Origin of the sequence: uncultured Cohaesibacter sp. (assembly GCF_963556055.3) — a bacterium.
In the GTDB taxonomy this organism is placed as follows: domain Bacteria; phylum Pseudomonadota; class Alphaproteobacteria; order Rhizobiales; family Cohaesibacteraceae; genus Cohaesibacter.
Genome location: NZ_CAUVYE020000013.1, coordinates 625,112 through 645,214 on the forward strand (window position 1 = coordinate 625,112; position 20,103 = coordinate 645,214).

Sequence of the window (20,103 nt, forward strand, 5' to 3'; positions counted from 1 at the left end):
CATGCGCAGACAACATGGGTGCTTCGCAATCTCGGCCCTTTCTGCACATCCAGATATCAGTAGAATTGCCAATCAAGAAAAGCAGGCACAAGCCGCAAAAGCCAATTCAGGAAACCAGCAGAAAAGATCCCGCCATGTTCGACAAAAGCAAAAATCCGATTTTTCAAGCACTCAAGATCTTCACGAATCTGGGCTCTGGCGAGACCCGCATTCACCCTGATCGTCGCGACTGGGAAGCCATGACCTTCTATCGCCGCGAAGAGAAGTAAATATACGTAAAAAACATTGAAATTCATAGCGAATTTCGGCATAGCCATGCGCGAATATCAGGGCTGCTAGGCGATAATGCCTCTTTTTCGATTACGACGAAAGTCGTAAGGTATGCCCTGTAAGTGAGCCAACGAAGCCTCTGCAAAGAGGCAAGGTCATTTACGGAGAGGAACCCCTCTAGTCTCATGTTGCCTCCTCCCCGATTTTACATGAGATTTGACCCTCTTCGTAATGACTATCATGCCCTGCCCCGGACCTGTCCGGGGCAGGGCATCTTTCTTTAGCGAGCCAGATCGCTATAGTATGGCCAGCCCTCACCCACCTTGAAACGGAGCGACAGCTCCATCAGAAGGAAAGCACCGGCCAAACAATGCCTCAAAGCACCGCTATCGAAATTTTCGTGGACGCAGATGCCTGCCCGGTCAAGGAAGAAGTCTATAAGGTGGCCGAACGCCATGACCTTGCGGTAACACTGGTCGCCAATCAGTTCATGCGCCTGCCAAGAGATATCGTGGTCCGCTTCGTCAAGGTGGAAGACGGCCCGGATGTCGCGGACGACTATATCGCCGAGCATGCCCACAGCAAGGCAATCGTGATCACTGCGGACATCCTTCTGGCACAAAGATGCATCACCCAAAAGGCCACGGTCATCGGCACCAATGGAAAGCCCTTCACTGAAAATTCCATCGGCTCGGCGGTTGCCATGCGCAACCTGATGGCGGACTTGAGAGAAACTGGAGACGTCGCAGGAGGACCTCCCCCATTTTCCAAGGCTGATCGCTCGCGCTTTCTCTCCAGCCTTCACGAAGCCATTGTCCAACTCAAGCGCATAGAAGGCTAAGGCACCCCGCAGAGCAGAAAATCTACCAGGCAGCCTTGTAGATCGCCAGAGCAGCAGCCTCGTCAACAGGCCTTGGATTGTTATGCAGAAGACGGGTCTTCTTCATGACATCAAGAGCCAACTCGGCAAGCTCCTCACGCTTGATATCCAACTGCCGTAGCTGAGTGCGAAGCCCAAGCGCAGAAACAAGATCGGCCAATCGGGTAATCATCAGGGCCGGACGCCGTTCCTTGGCCACGGAAACAAGATCGGGAAACAGAAAGACTGCCAACTCGGTATAGTCATCAGCGCAAACAGATGCATTGAAGGTCATCACATGGGGCAGGAGAATGGCATTGACCAGCCCGTGTTGGGCTTCAAAACGACTACAAATCGGATAACAAAGCGCATGCACCGCGGCAAGCGGACTGTTGGCCGCGGCTTGCCCGGCCCGGAATGAACCAAGCAGCATGTTGGTCCGGACCTCGAGATTGCTGCCATCCTTGACCGCAGCAAGAATATTGCCCCCCAACAGCTCAAGAGCCCCTTTCGCGTGCCCTTTCGAAATGGGATTGTTGTTAAGAGAGGTGGATGTGTAAGCCTCGATAGCGTGAACAATGGCATCCATGCCGGTCTCAGCCGTGATCGAAGCAGGCAAGCCAAGGGTCAGTTTGGCATCAAGAACCGCAAGATCTGGCAGGAAGTGACGGGAAACAAGCCCCTTTTTTTCCCCTCCCTCAATGGCAACCACAGCAACCGGCATCACTTCGGCTCCCGTACCAGCCGTTGTCGGGATCAGAACCAGTGGCAAACGCCCACCCTTGGTCATGTCAATCGCGGTAACATCTCCAAGGCATTCATTGTTATGAACGAGCCAGGCGACGAGCTTGGCAACATCCATACAGGAGCCACCACCCAAACCGATGATCACCTCGACACTCTCATCGACAGCCTGAAGACGCGCCGCATTCACGACATCAAGGCACGGATCCGAGACAACGCCGTCAAAAAGGACAACCCTCACTCCAGCCTTTTCCAGCGATTTGACAGCTTGATCGACCAGCCCCACGGAGACAAGGCCCGCATCGGTCACGACCATCACGGATGACCCATATTCATCCGCAATGACTGGCCCGATATGTGCGCTCAGTCCAGCACCGCACCGAACGCTCGGTGTTGTATCAAAAACGAATTCCGCCATGATTCCTCCCGCAGCTTCATGCCAAGAAGAAAGCAGCTGCGCTCGTAACAAGCAAGCATTTTATTGCCGCACATTAATCAAGCAATCTTCTGTGATATCAAACGGTTACGCCATATATTGAAGAGAAAGGCAAGAATAAATAGTATAGTCATGGACAGAACGATCGTCGGAGCCGGTGCACTATCAATGTAAAAACTGACATAAACGCCGAAAACAGAGCAACCGACAGCAACCAGAACTGCGATCCACATCATCGACGCAAAGGTCCTGCTCCACAGAAATGCAATCGCTCCCGGTGCGATGAGATAGGAAATCGACAGGATCATGCCGACATTGGTCAGGGCTCCAACCACAGTGAGGGAAATGACCGCCAGCAGACCGTAATGCAAAAAGGTGACGGGCAAACCGATTGCCATCGCATGCTGGGCATCGAAGGCATGAGCCAGCAGATCCATCCGCTTGACGAGGATGAAAGCCGTGGTCACCAAGGCAATCACCAGGCCAGTCCACAAATCAGACAAGCGCACACCAAGCATGTTGCCGTAGAGAATATGGTCGAGATGAACATCGGTCTCGATTTCCAGATAAAGCACGATCCCCAGCGAAAACATGCCCGAAAAGACGATACCCAGAATCGTATCTTCCTTGATGCGGCTATTTTGCGTAAGCCAGCCGGTCGAAACAGCACAGACCATTCCCGCCACAAAAGCTCCGATCGTGAAAGGAAGATTGAGGATATAGGCCAACACCACACCGGGGAAAACCGCATGAGAAATGGCGTCGCCCATAAGAGACCAGCCCTTTAAAACCACATAGCAGGAAAGAAGCGCCATCGGAATGGCAACGAGAATCGAAACAAGAAAGGCCGTTTGCATGAAGGGAAACAGAAAGGGCATCATCGCCGTCTCAAAAACGCCGCTCATCGCCCCACCTCCTGCAAAAGAGCTTCTTTCGCCTTTCGTCTTGCTGCCAGCAATCCGTGCTTGGGTGCAAATACAAAGGCCAGAAGAAAGACAAGCGTCTGCAACACCACAATGATCCCTCCAGTTGCACCATCGAGAAAATAGCTGATATAGGCGCCAACAAAGCTGGTCAGCGTTCCGATCAGAACGGATATGACAATCAGCCGCGGGAACCGGTCAGAGACCAGATAGGCGGTCGCTCCGGGCGTTACGACCATCGCAATGACAAGAAAGGCCCCGACGGTTTGCAACGCAGCAACGGTTGACGCACTTAGAAGCGTGAAGAACAGGATCTTCAGAATGTCAGGATTCAGGCCAATGGAGCGGGCATGGCTCTCATCGAAAAAGGCCACCATCAGATCCTTCCATTTCAAAAGCAGGATCAACAGGGTTACGCCACCGATGATCAGGAGCTGCAAACTGTCGCTCTTGGTGATCGCCAGCACATTGCCCAGCACGATTGTCTCGATATTCACCGATGCCGGATTGAGCGACACCATGAAGAGCCCAAGGCCGAAAAAGCCGGTAAAGATCAGGCCTATAATCGCGTCTTCTCTAAGCTTGGTGCGCTGATTGAGGAACAGCATCGTGGAGGCGGCCAAGGCTCCGGCGATAAATGCACCAAGGGAAAAGGGCAGGCCCAGCATGTAGGCACCGGCGACACCCGGCACGATGGAGTGCGAGAGCGCATCACCGATCAGCGACCAGCCTTTCAACATCAGATAGGTAGAAAGGAAAGCGCAAATAGCCCCGACCAATGAAGTGATGAACATGGCATTACGCATATAGTCATAGGAAAAGGGCTCAAGCAAATAACTCATTTTGCATCACCCCTTTTTCGATTTCCGGGGCTGATGAGAGACCTTGTTGCCATCCTCATCTGCTTCGCCATAAACCACAAAGGCACGCTCGTCGTCAGTAAGAACCGTCACCTGACGGGTATCATCATCATCATGTAGATCCCGCCCCCCAAGGATGAAGTGGCGCAGCACACCACCGAACGCCTTTTCGAGATTTTCCTGCGTGAAAACATCCCGCGTCGCCCCGGAGGCCAACACCGTGCGATTGACCAGAACCGTCCGATCACAAAACTCCGGCACAGAGCCCAGATTGTGGGTCGAGACCAGAATGATATGGCCTTCATCCCGCAAGGAGCGAAGCAACGAAATGATTTGCTCTTCGGTCTTGACATCCACTCCGGTGAAGGGCTCGTCGAGCAAGATCACCTTGCCTTCCTGCGCCAGGGCACGGGCAAGAAAGACGCGTTTCTTCTGCCCGCCGGAAAGCTCGCCAATCTGACGTTTTCGGAACTCATGCATGTTGACCCGTTCAAGGGCCTCTTGCACCATCATCCGGTCATGCCGAGAGGGAATGCGTAGCCACCCCATATGGCCGTAGCGCCCCATCATGACCACATCCTCGACGAGAACAGGGAAATTCCAGTCCACGTCCTCGGCCTGCGGAACATAGGCCACAAGATTGCGCCGAAGCGCCTCCCTGCCCGGCAACCCCAGAATCTCCACCGACCCGGCCGCCAGCGGTACAAAGCCCATCAATCCCTTGAAAAGCGTGGATTTACCAGACCCGTTCACCCCGACAAGCGCGGTAATAGACCCCTTGGGAATAAAAAAACTGGCGTGCCGCAAAGCAGTATGGCCATTGCGATAGGTCACGGTTATGTCCCGGGCGACCAATCCCATCTCACGCGAATCCTGTTTTGCTGCCAACGAAGTCATATCATTCATGATTGTGTCACTCGCTTCACTCTTCCGTCAGCACATCTGCAATCGTTTGGGACGTCACACGCAACAAATCCAGATAGGTGGGCACCGGTCCATCACTATTGGACAGGGAATCCACATAGAGCACCCCGCCATATTTTATCCCGGTCTCTTCGGCCACCTGCCTGGACGGCTTGTCGGAGACGGTGCTTTCCGAGAAAATGGCCGGGATCTTTTCGGCCCTGATGATATCAATCACGCGCTTGACCTGTTTTGGTGTTCCTTGCTGATCCGCATTGATCGGCCAGAGATAAAGCTCCCTCAGCCCGAAATCCCGCGCCATGTAGCTGAAAGCCCCCTCACCGGTCACAAGCCACTTATTCTTGTCAGGGATCGAAGCAAGCACATCGCGGACAGGGTCTGCAAATTCGTGAATTTTTCTCTTGTATAGCTCGGCATTATACTCGTAGTGACTGGCATTCGCCGGGTCATATTTCACCAACGCCGCGGCGATATTGTCGACATAGATCAGGGCATTGGAAGGCGACATCCAGGCATGAGGGTTTGGCTTGCCCTTGTAGGGACCCGTTCCGATGGCCATCGGCTCGATCCCCTCGGTCACGACCACACTGGGCACACCGCGCAAACTGGCGAAAAAGCGCTCGAACCATCGCTCAAGGTTAAGACCATTCCATAGGATCAGATCAGCCCCCTGCCCACGCAGCATGTCTCTTGGCGTGGCTTGATAATCATGAATGCCGGCACCGGGCTTGGTGATCGATTCAACCTCTGCCAGATCGCCCGTCACGTTGCGAGCCATGTCGGCAAGGATTGTAAAGGTGGTCACGACCTTGAATTTTTCCCCCGCCTGCGCCGACCCCAAAAATGCCACCACAAAAACGAACGAAAGGACAGACAGATTCACGGCTTTCATCAAGCTCTCCCAAATCATGCATGATGCGCAAGACGGTTCAGAATGCGCTCACGGGACAATTTCCAAAGGAAAATAGACCATTGAACATCGACGACGATAACAACCCAATTGAAACGGAACAATTGCAATTGCAAATCATTCGCAAATAATCCACAATTTTTACAACCCAATGCGACATTATAAAGCCTTGGCTAATTCACAAATAGCACACCCCTTGGCGCAAACAAACCACATTTTGATGCCACACAGCGGTTGATCAAGCTCCGACAAGACAAGAATGGGCGTGTTTGCTGTTGGCAAACAGCATCCGAAGCAAGAAACTGACATCTGATTGGATTAGGAATAAAGCACCTGCCAGAACATTCTGTGTCAACTCATCGATAGGAGGAACAGGCATGCAGACTTCTCGATTTATCACGACAGCCGCCACAGTCATGTTTGGCTTGGCCATTTCCACTCTTTGTGCGTCAGCAGCTGATTTCCTTCAGGCTTTTGAAGGCAGCTGGAAAGGCAAGGGCACGATCGACTATAAAGGCGACAATCCCGGCAAGGATCCGATTGCATGCCGGCTGACTGCCAAATATAGCGAACCGTCGAAAAGTCTGGAGCTAAGCGGAAGATGCGGGTCCGTTTCAGCGACATCAAGCTTCAAATCCACATTGACCCAGGCAAGCAACGGCATCATCTCCGGTTATCCGATTCTGCAACGGGGCGAATTTGCCGACATCCAGATATCGGGACGGGTCAATGGCAAGAGTCTGCGCCTCAACGGCAAAAAGGGGACCAATGCGCTTTCCACGACATTCATATTGACCGCAGAGAACAGCTTCCAGACACAGGGAAGCCGAAGCATGAATGGCAAGGAAGCAGAATTTCTTTATATCAATTGGACAAAATGACCCCATCATTTGATGGAAGCTGGCGTCATGGGCAGTCATGGTGAGACTTGCCAAACCTGCAATCGCGCCACATGAAAGCGGCTCGGCATGAATTACGGAAATGGGCGGGGGCTTTCGAACTCGACCCATTCCCCCTTTACGGGATGAATGAAACTCAGGCGCTCTGCATGCAACATCAATCGATCCACCGAGGTGAGCGCCTCTCCCTCGGCATAGAATCGGTCTCCCAGAATGACATGCCCGATGGAAAGCATGTGAACCCTGAGCTGATGTGATCGACCCGTATGGGGTGTTAACCGCACCAATGTGCTGACCGCATCACGATCCAGCACAAGCCAATCCGTTCTTGCTGCCTTTCCCCTTTCGAAACAGACCATTTGCTTGGGTCTGTTCGGCCAATCACAGATGAGGGGCAGATCGATGCATCCCTGCTCCTGATCCACGTGCCCCCATACGCGGGCGATATAGTGCTTTTCAACCTTGCGCTTTTCGAACTGCCGCCCAAGCCCCTTGAGGCTTATCGCATCACGGGCCAGCACCATGAGCCCCGAGGTATCCATATCCAGTCTATGAACAATGCGCGTATCGCCGAATCTTTGCCTTGCGCGATAGTCAAGGCAATCCCAATGCTCTTCTGCCTTTCCCGGCACACTGAGCAAACCGGCAGGTTTTTCGATAACGGCAATATGCGAATCTTCAAAGAGCACATTGAGATAAGGCTCTGAAGGCGGATTGTATGCAAGCAATGGTGGCGTCAGGCTGGCAGGATGGGTCATGCGCTTCATATGCATGAGCATTTCCACAAGGTCAATCGCCGAATGCATCACTCCAAAAAGATCAGAAAAAGCTGCCAATCAGAGAGGCGCATATGATTCTCCCGCGCTTTCACCATCACCTCGATAATAAAACCCTTGCGAAAAGCAAGGATTCTCAAAGAAAACCAAATACCGAATTATACTTTCATCCAAATATAAAAACTTAGTCGACTAAAGTTAAAGCAAACAAAAATGGCGTCAATTTTTAGTAAAAGGCACATCTACACATCGCGCGACTAAAGGATGACGGAATTATACGAAACATTAATTGAATTATTCTCGCCTCTCATTTTAGATCTGAGAACTGCCGGTCACGTAATTTACGAACCGGATAGTTAAAAACTCACATGGTCTTGTTCGCCATCAGAAGAAAAAATTGTCTCGGAGCAGCTGAGGAACTGCTTTGAAAAAAGACAGCCTTTTGAAACGACAGGACTTCGGAAATGGAACATGAACCGATCATTGGTTCATCACCATGGGGGGAATTATGGCCGAAAATAACGAAAACGGGCATGCCTACTGGAAAGCTAACCTGAACCTCATCACGATTTGCCTGATCATCTGGTTTATTGTGTCATTCGGGTTTGGTCTGCTTCTTCGTCCTGCTTTATCCGGAATTTCAGTCGGAGGATCCGATCTGGGATTCTGGTTTGCTCAACAAGGATCCATCTGGGTCTTTTTGGGGCTCATCTTCTTCTATGCATACCGCATGAATGCAATCGACAAAAAATACGGCGTTGAAGAATAAGGAACGCGAGGAGCTAGATTATGGATCTTCAAACTCTTACCTATATCGTTGTAGGCGCGTCCTTTGCGCTCTACATCGGGATTGCCTTCTGGGCACGTGCCGGCTCGACCGGTGAATTCTACGCTGCAGGTCGCGGCGTTCATCCTGTTGCCAACGGCATGGCAACGGCTGCCGACTGGATGTCGGCGGCATCCTTCATCTCCATGGCAGGCCTCATCGCCTTCAACGGCTATGGTGCTTCGGTCTTCCTGATGGGCTGGACCGGTGGCTACGTGCTGCTCGCCATGTTGCTTGCGCCTTATCTGCGCAAATTCGGCAAGTTCACCGTTCCTGAATTTATCGGTGACCGCTTCTATTCATCAACCGCACGCATCGTGGCAGTTATCTGCCTGATCATCTGCTCGATCACCTATGTTATCGGTCAGATGAAAGGCGTTGGTGTTGCCTTCTCCCGCTTCCTGGAAGTGGATGCATCCACCGGTCTCCTGATCGGTACTGCTATCGTGTTCCTGTATGCGGTTCAGGGTGGCATGAAAGGCATTACCTACACTCAGATCGCTCAGTATATCGTTCTGATCCTTGCCTACACCATTCCTGCCATCTTCATTTCCATGGAACTGACCGGCAACTTCCTGCCACAGATTGGTCTGTTCGCTGACCATGTCTCCGGCACGCCTCTGCTGGCCAAACTTGATCAGGTGGTCACAGACCTTGGTTTCGGGGAATATACGGCCTTCACGTCCAACCCGCTCAACATGTTCATGTATACCATGTCCCTGATGATCGGTACGGCTGGTCTGCCGCACGTTATCATCCGCTTCTTCACCGTGCCGAAAGTCTCTGACGCACGTTGGACCGCAGGCTGGTCACTGGTCTTCATCGCGATCCTCTACACCACCGCTCCCGGCGTTGGCGCAATGGCTCGCCTGAACCTCATGGACACCATCCAGACCGGCACCATTGGTGCAGAAGACGGCAACCTCGCCTATGACGAGCGCCCGGACTGGTTCAAGAACTGGGAAACCACCGGTCTTCTGAAATTCGAAGACAAAAACGGTGATGGCCGCATCCAGTATTACAACGACGCATCTGAAAGCTTCAAAGCCAAAGCAGACGAGTTCGGCTGGAAAGGCAACGAGTTGAGCGTTGACCGTGACATCATGGTTCTGGCCAACCCTGAAATCGCCAAACTGCCAAACTGGGTGATTGCTCTGGTCGCCGCTGGTGGTCTTGCTGCCGCGCTTTCTACCGCAGCAGGTCTCTTGATGGCCATTTCATCGGCCGTTTCGCATGACCTTCTCAAAGGCACCTTCACTCCGGACATCTCCGAGAAACAAGAGCTGATGTATGCCCGCGTTTCCATGGCGGTTGCCATTGCTGTCGCTGCCTATCTGGGGCTCAATCCTCCAGGCTTTGCGGCACAGGTGGTTGCTCTGGCCTTCGGTCTTGCAGCATCGTCCATCTTCCCAGCTTTGATGATGGGCATCTTCTCCAAGCGTGTTAACTCCAAGGGCGCAACCCTTGGTATGCTCGCCGGTATCCTCTCCACCCTTCTGTATATCTTCACATACAAGGGCTGGTTCTTCATCCCCGGCACGGAAATGCTGCCTAACACCACTGCCAACCACTTCCTCGGCATCGCTCCGGAAGCCTTCGGCACCATCGGCGCAATCATCAACTTCGCCGTTGCCTATGCTGTGTCTTCCGCAACCGAAGAGCCACCGCAGGACATTCAGGATCTGGTCGAAAGCATCCGTGTACCAAAAGGCGCCGGTGCTGCGATCGATCACTAAGACAAAGTCGCGAAGGGCAGCAACCTGCCCCTTGCGGACCTTCGACACAAAGCAAAAAGATCCCGCCGACATCTTCGGCGGGATTTTCTCATGACATTTCGGAGCGACAGATGAGCATGTCCGATTTTGCCGACTTTGCGTCCCACAGACATCCGTTTGACCTGCTGGAAACAGACAGACTCGAGGAGCTGGCAACTCTGGCCACTGAGATTTCAGTCAAGGCAGGAGAGACGATCCTTGAAGTGGGCCAAGCGGTTTCCGGTCTTTACCTCATCAGATCAGGTGCCATCGATCTCATAACGCCTGAAGAAACATTGCTGCTGCATCTCAATGTCGGCAATTGTTTTGGCGAGCGCGCCATGTTGTCGGGCAGCGGAGCGCCAAACAAGGCCATTGCCAGTCAGGACAGCATCCTGTTCCTGATCCCGACTCAGAGTTTCGAGAAACTCGTCGCAGACTACCCCTCATTTCATGCATTTTTCGACAGTTCTCTGGCGCGAAAATCCTCCGGCCCCAAAGCGTCGGACGCGACAACAGATCTGATTTCTCTCACCATCGGCGACCTGATGACAGCCAATCCAATCACAGTGGCCCCCGATCTTTCGGTCAACAAAGCCGCCAAAGTGATGGAAAAAAAGAACATTTCCTGCCTTCTTGTGACCGAGCAGGAAAAACTGACCGGCATTCTGACCTCGGGCGACCTCACACACAGGATCATTGCCGCCGGACGCAGTCTGGAAACACCTGTCAAGGACGTGATGACCCCTGAGCCCTTCACCCTTGGGCCGGATGCCTTGGGCTTTGATGCCCTGATGGCGATGATGGAACGCACGCACACCCATTTACCTGTGGTCGAGAATGGCAAGCTGGTCGGCATCCTGACAAACACCAATCTGGTACGCAGGCAGGCCGTTTCGGCACCTTTCCTGATCCGTGATCTCCAGCGGCAGAACAGTTTCGAAAAACTGGCCGCCATCGTCGACAAGGTGCCACAAATGCTGGCGCAATTGGTCGGCAGTGGCGTCGATCCCTACAATATCGGGCGCATCATCACCAATGTCACAGACAGCCTGACACGGCGCCTCGTGCAACTGGCAGAAGAGAAATTCGGCCCGGCACCAATCCCCTATCTCTGGCTTGCCTGCGGCTCGCAGGGGCGTCAGGAACAGACCGGTGTGTCCGATCAGGACAATTGCCTGATGCTTGATGACAGCTATGACGAAGCAGAACATGGGGCCTATTTCAAACAATTTGCCCAGTTTGTATCGGACGGCCTTGATGCTTGCGGTTTCTATTATTGTCCCGGCGACATGATGGCCACCAATCCGCGTTGGTGTCAGCCGGTATCCGTCTGGCGCAGCTATTTCAGCAACTGGATCGAAAAACCCGATCCCATGGCCCAGATGCTGGCGAGCGTAATGTTCGATTTGCGCCCCATCGTCGGCGACAAAAGCCTGTTTGCAGGCCTATATCAGGAAACCCTCGACAAGACGAAGAAGAACAGCATCTTCCGCGCCCACATGATTTCCAATTCGCTCACGCACACCCCACCCTTGAGCTTTTTCCGCGGCTTTGCCCTGATCAAGAAAGGTGAGCACAAGGATACGGTTGATCTGAAACTAAACGGGGTCGTTCCCATTGTCGATCTGGCGCGCGCCTATGCCCTGCAAGGGGCGATCATCGCGGCCAATACCCGCGAGAGGCTGCTTCAGGCCAAGGAGCAGGGCACCATCAGCAGCTCCGGCGCTCAGGACCTCATCGATGCCTATGACCTGATCACGACCATTCGTCTTGAGCATCAGGCCAAGCAAATCCGCGACGGCCACAAGCCGGACAATTTCATGGCCCCCGGAACGCTCAGCGAACTGGAACGCAACCACCTCAAGGATGCCTTCATCATCATCAAGACCCAACAGTCAGCCCTTGGACATGCGCAAGGCGTCAAAATCTGACCAAAGGCTCATAGCCATTTGGCCACCAACGAAGGGCTGTCTTACCAACTGTATGGTTTCTATGCGAAAAACAAGACAAGAACCTTTAAAAAAAGAACGCAACATCAGGAGCCCCAGACTATGCTGTTCATCTTGCTAGGAACATTCATTGCCGGTATCGGAGCAGCCGGGTTTGCCATCCTTTTCTACAAATATGTGCTGCGTCGTCCACGACCAAAAGGCGCTATCCCGATTGCAGCCGGAACGGCGATGATCCTTTTGCAAATCGTGCTCGATTATGGCTGGTATTCGCGCGCCACCCACGATTTCGGCGAGGACGTGGTTGTCTTGCAGAAAGCGCAAGGCAAAAGCCTGCTTCAGCCCCTCTCCTATATCGTGCCGCGCACCGACCGCTTTCTTGCGCTGGACAAGGCGAGCATGAAAACCAATGACAATATTCCGGGCATCAAGCTGGCGACCCTGTTTGAAGCCAAGAAAGATGGCCCGACCACGTCCATTCAGCAACTGGTCGATTGCACCGGCAATCGCCGGGCCGACTGGACCGGCGACATGCCCCCCTCAACCAGCGATCTGCAAGCGAACACGACATGGTTCGATCTAAACAGTGAAGATCCTTTATTGAATGCAGTTTGTGCGAATTAGCCCCAAGTCGACCCATCCGAGGAGAAAAGCCAATGACAAAATCCGTTCTGGTTGTCGATGACGAAGCAACATTTTCCTTTGCTCTTGAACATCTCATGAAGTCAGAGGGCTACAGCGTCGAAACGGCTCAATGCGGCAAGGAAGCGATTGACCTTGTGATGGAGCGTCATCCCGATCTGGTCCTTCTTGATGCCTCGTTGCCTGACCGTGATGGCTATGACGTTTGCCAGACCATCCGCTCAGACCAGCGAAGCCAGGACATAAAGATCGTGATGATGAATGCAGGCAGCCGCGACATAGAAATCGAAAAAGGCCTGTCCGTGGGTGCCCACCGCTGCTTGAGCAAACCTTTCTCCTTGCAAAAAGTCGCACAAACGGTCGAGGAATTGCTGAAATAGGATCACCCCGGAATGGCCACATTGACAAACAGGCTGGAGCGCCTGAGCTTGCGCCTCAGAATATTTCTTTTTTTCGCGCTTATCGCCTTTGCATCCTGTGCCATCCTCGTCGTGAGCCTCGGATTTGCCTTGCAACGAATAGGCTTTGATGCTCTGCCGCATCTGATCCTTTTTGGTGGCATTGCCTGTTTTGGCATTTTCTTCATGACCGCCTGGGTCTGGCAGAAGTTCGACGTCAATGTTGCCCAGCCAATTGAAAGAATTGTCAAGAATGTTCGTTCCCTTGTCCATGCGGGATCGCCGCAACAACTGGACGAGGAAACAGGCAGATATCTGGGACTGCTCAACCCCGCCATAACCGAAATTTCCGCAGCCTTGACTGAGGAACGAACACAGACGGAAAAAAGGATAGCCAAGGCAATACAGGATGCAAAGAAACAGACAACGCATCTTGAAAGCGTCATCCAGTCTCTGGATCAGGGAATTCTGATCTGTACACTCGATTTCAAGATCCTGCTCTATAACCGGCACGCCATGCAGATCCTGCATGTTGCTGGCGATATAGGCCTTGGCCGTTCGCTTTTCTCCGTAGTCTCCGCAGCTCCCTTCCGCCATGCCCTTGAAAGGCTTACCCATCGCTTTGAGCAGGGCCGTCACACACGACATAGGGAAGGGCTCAGCCAATTGGTCATTTGCGCAACGGCCGACGGCAAACATACACTTCAGGGCCGCATGACCTTGCTGCTCAACGAAGAGGACCCGACTCCCTTCGGCTTTCTTGTGACATTCGAGGACATGACGCGCCAACTGGCTGAAAATATCGAGCGAGACAAACTGTTGCACAGCGCTCTTGTGGACCTGCGCCATCCCGCAGCCAACCTTCTGGCGACAGCGCAGATGCTTGATGGCGACTACAAGATAGATCAGGACACGCGTCGGTCATTCGAGCGGATGCTTGCCGAACAAGCCTCAAAGCTTGCGGAACGCCTCGAATTCTACGATCAGCAGTCACACGAAATGCTGACAAGCGCCTGGCCCATGAGCGATGTCTATTCATCGTCCCTGTTCAATTCGATTCTGAGACGCAACTCTTCCGAGACCATGAAAGTCACTTGCGAATTTGTTGGTGAATCGGTCTGGCTCCATTGCGACTCAATCACCATTGTTGAATTGCTGGAATTGGCCTTGCGCAGAACCGCTGAGTTGACTGAAGTTCGAGCCTTTCAATTCAAAGCGAGCGAACATGCAAAAAAGGTCTATATCGATCTTTGCTGGCGCGGGGATCCCTTGAGCATAGCGCAAATCAACAACTGGCTTGAAGAACCGCTTGATCAGGATTTGGCCGGGATCAACTCAAGAGATGCCCTGAGCCGTCACAAAACAGACTTCTGGAGTGCTCGCTCGGATGAAGGCTGCGCCTATTTGCGTTTGCCCCTCGCCCGCGCCCGTGATCATCACAGTCTTTCCGTGCAGGACGAACAAACGTTCCTCCTTCCCGAAAGACTAGAATTCTACGATTTCGAGCTGATGGAGCGGAAATATCTTGGTTCCCTCGAAGACGCTCCCTTGCGCGAGCTGGACTATGTGGTGTTTGACACAGAGACAACCGGTCTTGACCCGTCTGGCGGCGATGAAATCATCTCGATTGCCGGTGTGCGCATTGTCAATGGCCGCATCATAAAAGGCGAAGTGTTTGACCGCTTCGTTCACCCGGGGCGATCCATTCCCCCTGCCTCGACGAAAATCCACCACATCACCAATGAGATGGTCGCTGACGCCGACCCCATAGAGATTGTACTGCCGCGCTTCCATGCTTTTGTCAGCGATGCTGTTTTGGTTGCTCACAATGCAGCCTTTGACATGAAATTTCTAGAGCTCAAACAGCGTGAAACAGGCGTCCATTTCAAGAATCCTGTTCTCGACACCGTTCTGCTTGCCGCCCAATTGCAGGGACAGACAAGCAGCCTCACGCTTGATGCTCTGGCCGAACAATTCGGCATCGAAATCCCGCCCGAAGTGCGCCACACGGCCTTGGGCGACTCCCTTGCCACCGCAGAGGTCTTGCTTCGCCTCATCGACCTGTTGGAAGCCTCCGGCATCACCACCTTGCGACAAGCTGTTGAAGCGGAGAAACAGGCCGAAGCAATCCGCAGACAGCAGGCGCGCTACTAATTGGCGTGCCCTGCCTTTTTTGAAAAGCGGGAAGAAAAAATCAACACCACTCCAACAGCCACGCGTTGCCTGATTGTTGCCATCGGCTTTTTTTGTCACGCCCGACAGCGCTTTTTCATTGACTTCGAGGGCTGATGTATCACAACTATGCTCGCCCACAGAAAAGCCTCACAGCAAAAATGCCAGCAACAACCGACCCGTTTCTTGCGCATGGCAGGCGAATCTGAGACCTTGCGCGCCGTTCCACCTTATCGACACAGGATAGATAGACCAAAATGACCGTCAGCATAGATCTGGGGACCATGAAACTGGGCCAGCCGGCCGAGATGGATCTGGAAGAATTGCTGGCGACGCGCCTTCTGGTACAGGGCAACTCGGGCTCGGGCAAGTCCCATCTGCTGCGCAGGATCCTTGAACAAAGTGCCAAATGGGTGCAACAGATCGTCATTGATCCGGAAGGCGATTTTGTAACGCTGGCTGACAAATATGGCCATGCGGTAGTCGAAGCGGTTGGGACCGAAGCAGATCTGACCATGATCGCCGCTCGCGTTCGCCAACACCGTATTTCCGCTGTCCTCAATCTTGAGGGTCTCGATGCAGATCGACAGATGCGCGCCGCGGCCGCCTTTATCAATGGCCTGTTCGATATTGATCGGAACTATTGGTATCCGGCAGTGGTGGTGGTCGACGAAGCCCAGCTGTTTGCTCCGGCAGCGGGAGGAGAAGTCAGCGAGGAGGCTCGACGCCTCTCTCTTGGCGCGATGACCAATCTGATGTGCCGCGGTCGCAAGCGCGGTCTTGCGGGCATCATCGCAACCCAGCGTCTGGCAAAACTGGCAAAAAACGTCGCAGCCGAAGCCTCAAATTTTTTGATGGGGCGCACCTTTCTCGACATCGACATGGCCCGTGCCGCCGACCTTCTCGGTCTGGAACGTCGTCAGGCCGAAACCTTCCGAAATCTTGATCGCGGCCAGTTTGTAGCCCTTGGTCCGGCGCTCTATCGCCGCTCCGAAACCATCAAGATTGGCGCGGTGGAAACCTCGGCCCGATCATCAAGCCCCAAGCTGATGCCGCTGCCTGAGGTGAGGCTCGACAATATCGATGAACTTCTGTTCAAACCCGGCTCCGATGACGACCCGAAGCCTGCGACCCAACCACCAGCGCAGACCACCTCGGAAGTGTTGCAACAACTGGCAGAGAGGCAGCTGGACCAGAAATTCGGCAAGGAAACAGAGCCCCAACTGGATCTCGACCCCGGCCTGAGCAACGAGGAACGCACCGAAATCCTGCACAAGATCCTTACCGACCTGCTGGATGATCCAGAAGCAGCCTATCAGCCGGTCTCCGTGCTTTATCAGGATTTTCAGGTTCGCTGCCGGATCGAGAAAAGTCTCAAGACCACCCCGGATTTGCAGGAATTCCGTCAGCTTTTGTCGGTTGCACGCGCTGGAGTCGATGAACGTGAAGAAACCCTTGATGAAGATCAGTGGAAACAGGCTGGCATCATCGCCGAGCAATTGCCGGAAGACATGCGCGGGGTCTATCTGCTGCTCGCCAAGGCGGCACTGACCGGCAAAGCCTGCCCCACGAATATCGAGCTGGCAACCGCCTATGGCACCCGTTCCCCGTCCCGAGCCCGTTTCCTGCTGACCTATATGGAGGAACGCGGCTATCTTGTCTGCGCCAACGACCTGCGCGGCAACCGCATCGTCACGCTCAAGGATCTCGGCATTCAGACCGAGCCAGGCAACCCTGATTGATTATACCCTCTGGCCTGTTTGCCAAAGTGGCTTGATGCACTCAAGACAGGTTAAAAGAAAAAACCCGGCATACAGCCGGGTTCGTTCCTTGAAGACAAGACGATAATCACAATCCGAGACGAAGTCAGACCGGACGATAGCCCATTCGCAAGCCACCCCAATGCTGACCATTCACAAAAATCGGAGCCGACAGGTCTTTCATCAGCACATATTTGCCTCCGCCCATATCGCGGCGATAGGTTTGCAGCAGGAAGGGTTTCGAATTCTGCCCTGCCGCCAAACCGACACGATCATCAAAAATTCTCCGGTTTCGGCAATTGGCAGCATTCCAGACGGGATCATCGCGTTGTGGCGCTGAGAAGGCCTTGTTATGCGTCGGCAGATAACCATTTTTATCCACCGCAGCGACAAAGACGATTGCTTCATTTTCCGCCACGATCGGTTCCTGGAACCCCGGCATCACGCGATCAGTCATCGTCGTGAAGGGGGCCATCACCTGTTGCGGATTGGTGCCCTCGATTGGCTCGTAACGACTATCGAACAATTCGGCTTGCGAGATTCGACCCTGAGCGATTTCCGCTTCAAAAGCTTCTCCGACTTCCCTGGCAAGACGCTGGATTTCCTGAATGCAGAAAGTATCCCTTGTCTCAACACCACCAAGTGAGGATTTGGCGACCATGTTATCAGCCGAAGCACCAACCTCAAGCAAACGCCCGCAAGCTCCGTCAAGACCGGTTTGGGTAGATTTGAAGGCTGCGTGAACCGTATCGACATCCTGCACAAACGAAGAAAGTGATTGATCCGCATCCTGCACCTGAGAGCGAATGGCTCCGGAAGATTCCTGAATGCTCTGGAAGGTTTCATCCAGCCCCTTGATGACTTCCTGCATCGAGACGGTGCTGGTTTCCACTTCGCCCATGGCATCGCTCGCCTCACCGCTCAACCCGATCAGAGCTTCAGCCTCCTGATCCAATTCGGCGAGCGTAGAGCCGATCGTTTCGGTTGCACGGCTGGTCTGGGTGGCAAGGGCCTTCACTTCAGAGGCAACAACCGCAAAGCCTTTGCCCGCTTCCCCGGCCCGCGCCGCCTCGATTGTCGCGTTCAAGGCAAGCAGATTGGTCTGCCTCGCGATGGCATCAATCGCATCGGCGACGTCCCGCACCGACGTAAAAGCCTTCTGCAACCCCTGCAATTGCTGGGAAATGCCGGACACCGCCTGCATGAGGTCGCTCACCTTGGTAAGAGTGAGGTCGATCATCTGGCTGCTTCGATCCACATCTTGCGACGCGGTTTCGGCAATGTCGAAAGACTGATTGGCCGCCTCAAGAATTCTGTCATTGGACGACTTGATCTGACCCGAAGCGGTCACAAGATCGGAGATGGACTGGAAACAGGCGGTCGTATCTGAGTTGATCGTCTCGACTTCCCCGGAGATGTCGGCGAGCGTCAGCCCCAGACCGCTCAATTCATGCACGGTTTCAAACATCACTTCGGGAATTTGGGACTTGTCAGAAAATCCTGAATCCGCTGCGGCTTCCAAGCCGTCAACATTCGTTCCATGATGAGATTTATGTTCCAAATTCTGCTGGAACGGCAACTCATCGGCACTTGCCTTCGTTTGCTGAGAGAATCCGAACACGCCTTACCACCTCTATTTTTTATATCAACTGAGTTTTGGTATTTTAAGCGTAGTTAGAATTTTTTAAAAAATGCTAAATTATTATATATACCAAGGTTTTAGGCGGAATTGATCAATATACCACAGAGCCTGTTTTGTTTATTTTGAAAGTGCGAAACTTAGAAAATATATAGATAAACTAGGCAATTAACAGCCAGCAAAAGTTGTATCACAACCTTCAAATCCTGTTTATTGAAACACCACTTTTTTTCTTGAAATCCCTGCCGTGGTCGAGCTTTCCACACCAATCCCCTCAACTGGGGCCACCCTTTTTAAGCCAGATCTGAGCAAAACTCACTCGCTGTGCAGAGAGCCAGGTCTCACCCTGCCAGAAAGCCCAAGGCCATCGCGCATGCTCAACCCCAAAAGCGTGATATTCACACTTCCCGCAACAAGCTCAAGCAATTGCACGACATAAAAGCCGGTGTCGAACTGCCCAGCCTGCGCCTTGGCCGACAGATAAAGAGCGGCCGGGATCAGGATGACAATCCCGTTGGCTGCAATGATCGGCATCCGTCGGCGCTTGCGACCAACGATCGGATTACGCCATTTCTTACCAAGCGCATTGCCTGAAAGACCGGCAATCACAATCGCCGGAATGAGAGCCGTGAATCCCCACGGTATCAATTGCTTAACCATAACAACAATTGGTGCCCCCGCGAAGAGCTCGACGAATGCCGTACTGAGCCAGAAACTCGAAATCATCAAGAGCGCCAGGGCACCCGCAATGGGATGAATGACTTTGATCATGTCGCACCTCTCCTTTTACATAGCCTGCTATATATCATTGAATAGCAAGCTATACAAGTCTACAAATACCGCATGGAATTCACTCGGAATGAATCAGCAGGTTATCTGATCAACCACATGGCGCGCCTCTTCAGCCGAGGCCTGACAGAGCGCATAAAGGCTCTTGGCTTAACGGTTGGCACATTCCCGGCTCTGCTCGAGCTTTGGGAGACCGAAGGACTGACGCAAAAGCAATTGGTCGAACGGTTGGGGATTGAGCAGGCAACCATGGCCAACACGCTGATGCGAATGGAAAGGGACGGCCTGATACTCCGCAAGGCCGATAGCTCGGATGGTCGCGTTCAAAGAGTTTGGCTCACAGACCGCGCCCGCAGCTTGCGCGATCCCGCCATCGCGGCGGCCATTGAGGAAAATGCCTCAAAGCTTGTCGGCCTGTCCAAAGAAGAACAACAGCAATTCATTGCACTCATGCAAAGAGTCATCGAGACAAATGAGAACAAGGCCTTGACCAAGACCTGAGGTCAGAAACAAAAAGGCCAGCTATTGCAAGCTGGCCTTTGCCAAATGTCATTGCGGAGTGGGTTGCAA

The 20,103-nt window shown here is 53.2% G+C and carries 19 protein-coding genes; 11 read left to right on the forward strand and 8 right to left on the reverse strand.

The window, feature by feature from the left end; genetic code table 11:
- Window positions 1-134: 134 nt before the first annotated feature.
- Both ACHZB8_RS11525 and ACHZB8_RS11530 read left to right on the forward strand, forming a co-directional pair.
- Window positions 135-269, forward strand: a complete 135-nt coding sequence (locus tag ACHZB8_RS11525; RefSeq protein ID WP_316860472.1) for a hypothetical protein — start codon at window positions 135-137, stop codon at window positions 267-269.
- 371 nt (window positions 270-640) lie between these two features.
- Window positions 641-1,111 carry a YaiI/YqxD family protein gene (locus ACHZB8_RS11530; RefSeq protein WP_316860473.1) on the forward strand — a complete coding sequence of 157 codons (471 nt, stop codon included), beginning with the start codon at window positions 641-643 and terminating at the stop codon, window positions 1,109-1,111.
- Between the two features lie 22 nt (window positions 1,112-1,133).
- Here ACHZB8_RS11530 and ACHZB8_RS11535 read toward each other — a convergent pair whose 3' ends face one another.
- From ACHZB8_RS11535 to ACHZB8_RS11555, 5 genes are all read right to left on the reverse strand, one after another.
- Complete coding sequence (locus tag ACHZB8_RS11535; RefSeq protein WP_316860475.1) at window positions 1,134-2,291, reverse strand: iron-containing alcohol dehydrogenase; 1,158 nt, start codon at window positions 2,289-2,291, stop codon at window positions 1,134-1,136.
- Between the two features lie 77 nt (window positions 2,292-2,368).
- A complete protein-coding gene (locus ACHZB8_RS11540; protein ID WP_316860477.1) occupies window positions 2,369-3,214 on the reverse strand; it encodes a metal ABC transporter permease in 846 nt (281 codons plus the stop codon).
- Window positions 3,211-4,074, reverse strand: coding sequence for a metal ABC transporter permease (locus tag ACHZB8_RS11545; RefSeq protein ID WP_316860479.1), 864 nt, complete (start codon window positions 4,072-4,074; stop codon window positions 3,211-3,213). Before ACHZB8_RS11545 ends, ACHZB8_RS11540 begins: the two co-directional genes overlap by 4 nt.
- A gap of 6 nt (window positions 4,075-4,080) precedes the next feature.
- Window positions 4,081-4,989 (reverse strand): manganese/iron ABC transporter ATP-binding protein, encoded by a 909-nt coding sequence (locus ACHZB8_RS11550; RefSeq protein WP_316860765.1) that lies wholly within the window; start codon window positions 4,987-4,989, stop codon window positions 4,081-4,083.
- A gap of 25 nt (window positions 4,990-5,014) precedes the next feature.
- Window positions 5,015-5,908: a metal ABC transporter substrate-binding protein gene (locus ACHZB8_RS11555; protein ID WP_316860481.1), complete on the reverse strand. Its 894-nt coding sequence runs from the start codon at window positions 5,906-5,908 to the stop codon at window positions 5,015-5,017.
- A gap of 395 nt (window positions 5,909-6,303) precedes the next feature.
- On the opposite strand from ACHZB8_RS11555, the gene ACHZB8_RS11560 reads away from it, so the two are divergent.
- The gene (locus ACHZB8_RS11560; RefSeq protein ID WP_316860483.1) at window positions 6,304-6,807 is read left to right on the forward strand and encodes a hypothetical protein; all 504 of its coding nucleotides are present in this window, start codon (window positions 6,304-6,306) and stop codon (window positions 6,805-6,807) included.
- Between the two features lie 92 nt (window positions 6,808-6,899).
- On the opposite strand, the gene ACHZB8_RS11565 is transcribed toward ACHZB8_RS11560, so the two are convergent.
- A complete protein-coding gene (locus tag ACHZB8_RS11565) occupies window positions 6,900-7,598 on the reverse strand; it encodes an RluA family pseudouridine synthase (RefSeq protein ID WP_321974574.1) in 699 nt (232 codons plus the stop codon).
- A gap of 511 nt (window positions 7,599-8,109) precedes the next feature.
- Here ACHZB8_RS11565 and ACHZB8_RS11570 point away from each other — a divergent pair.
- From ACHZB8_RS11570 to ACHZB8_RS11600, 7 genes are all read left to right on the forward strand, one after another.
- Window positions 8,110-8,370 (forward strand): DUF4212 domain-containing protein, encoded by a 261-nt coding sequence (locus ACHZB8_RS11570; protein WP_316860485.1) that lies wholly within the window; start codon window positions 8,110-8,112, stop codon window positions 8,368-8,370.
- A gap of 20 nt (window positions 8,371-8,390) precedes the next feature.
- A complete protein-coding gene (locus tag ACHZB8_RS11575; RefSeq protein ID WP_316860487.1) occupies window positions 8,391-10,163 on the forward strand; it encodes a sodium:solute symporter family protein in 1,773 nt (590 codons plus the stop codon).
- A gap of 110 nt (window positions 10,164-10,273) precedes the next feature.
- A complete protein-coding gene (locus tag ACHZB8_RS11580) occupies window positions 10,274-12,115 on the forward strand; it encodes a DUF294 nucleotidyltransferase-like domain-containing protein (protein ID WP_316860489.1) in 1,842 nt (613 codons plus the stop codon).
- A gap of 120 nt (window positions 12,116-12,235) precedes the next feature.
- On the forward strand, window positions 12,236-12,757 hold the full coding sequence (locus tag ACHZB8_RS11585; RefSeq protein ID WP_316860491.1) for a hypothetical protein: 522 nt from the start codon (window positions 12,236-12,238) through the stop codon (window positions 12,755-12,757).
- Window positions 12,758-12,789: 32 nt separating this feature from the next.
- The gene (locus ACHZB8_RS11590) at window positions 12,790-13,155 is read left to right on the forward strand and encodes a response regulator (protein WP_316860493.1); all 366 of its coding nucleotides are present in this window, start codon (window positions 12,790-12,792) and stop codon (window positions 13,153-13,155) included.
- 12 nt (window positions 13,156-13,167) lie between these two features.
- Window positions 13,168-15,327 (forward strand): exonuclease domain-containing protein, encoded by a 2,160-nt coding sequence (locus ACHZB8_RS11595; protein ID WP_316860496.1) that lies wholly within the window; start codon window positions 13,168-13,170, stop codon window positions 15,325-15,327.
- 275 nt (window positions 15,328-15,602) lie between these two features.
- On the forward strand, window positions 15,603-17,087 hold the full coding sequence (locus tag ACHZB8_RS11600; RefSeq protein WP_316860497.1) for an ATP-binding protein: 1,485 nt from the start codon (window positions 15,603-15,605) through the stop codon (window positions 17,085-17,087).
- 124 nt (window positions 17,088-17,211) lie between these two features.
- On the opposite strand, the gene ACHZB8_RS11605 is transcribed toward ACHZB8_RS11600, so the two are convergent.
- Both ACHZB8_RS11605 and ACHZB8_RS11610 read right to left on the reverse strand, forming a co-directional pair.
- Window positions 17,212-18,726 (reverse strand): methyl-accepting chemotaxis protein, encoded by a 1,515-nt coding sequence (locus ACHZB8_RS11605; protein ID WP_316860500.1) that lies wholly within the window; start codon window positions 18,724-18,726, stop codon window positions 17,212-17,214.
- A 333-nt stretch (window positions 18,727-19,059) separates the two neighbouring features.
- A complete protein-coding gene (locus ACHZB8_RS11610) occupies window positions 19,060-19,515 on the reverse strand; it encodes a hypothetical protein (RefSeq protein WP_316860502.1) in 456 nt (151 codons plus the stop codon).
- A gap of 72 nt (window positions 19,516-19,587) precedes the next feature.
- Between ACHZB8_RS11610 and ACHZB8_RS11615 the strand changes: the two genes are divergently transcribed.
- Window positions 19,588-20,034: a MarR family transcriptional regulator gene (locus ACHZB8_RS11615; protein WP_316860504.1), complete on the forward strand. Its 447-nt coding sequence runs from the start codon at window positions 19,588-19,590 to the stop codon at window positions 20,032-20,034.
- Window positions 20,035-20,103: the final 69 nt, after the last annotated feature.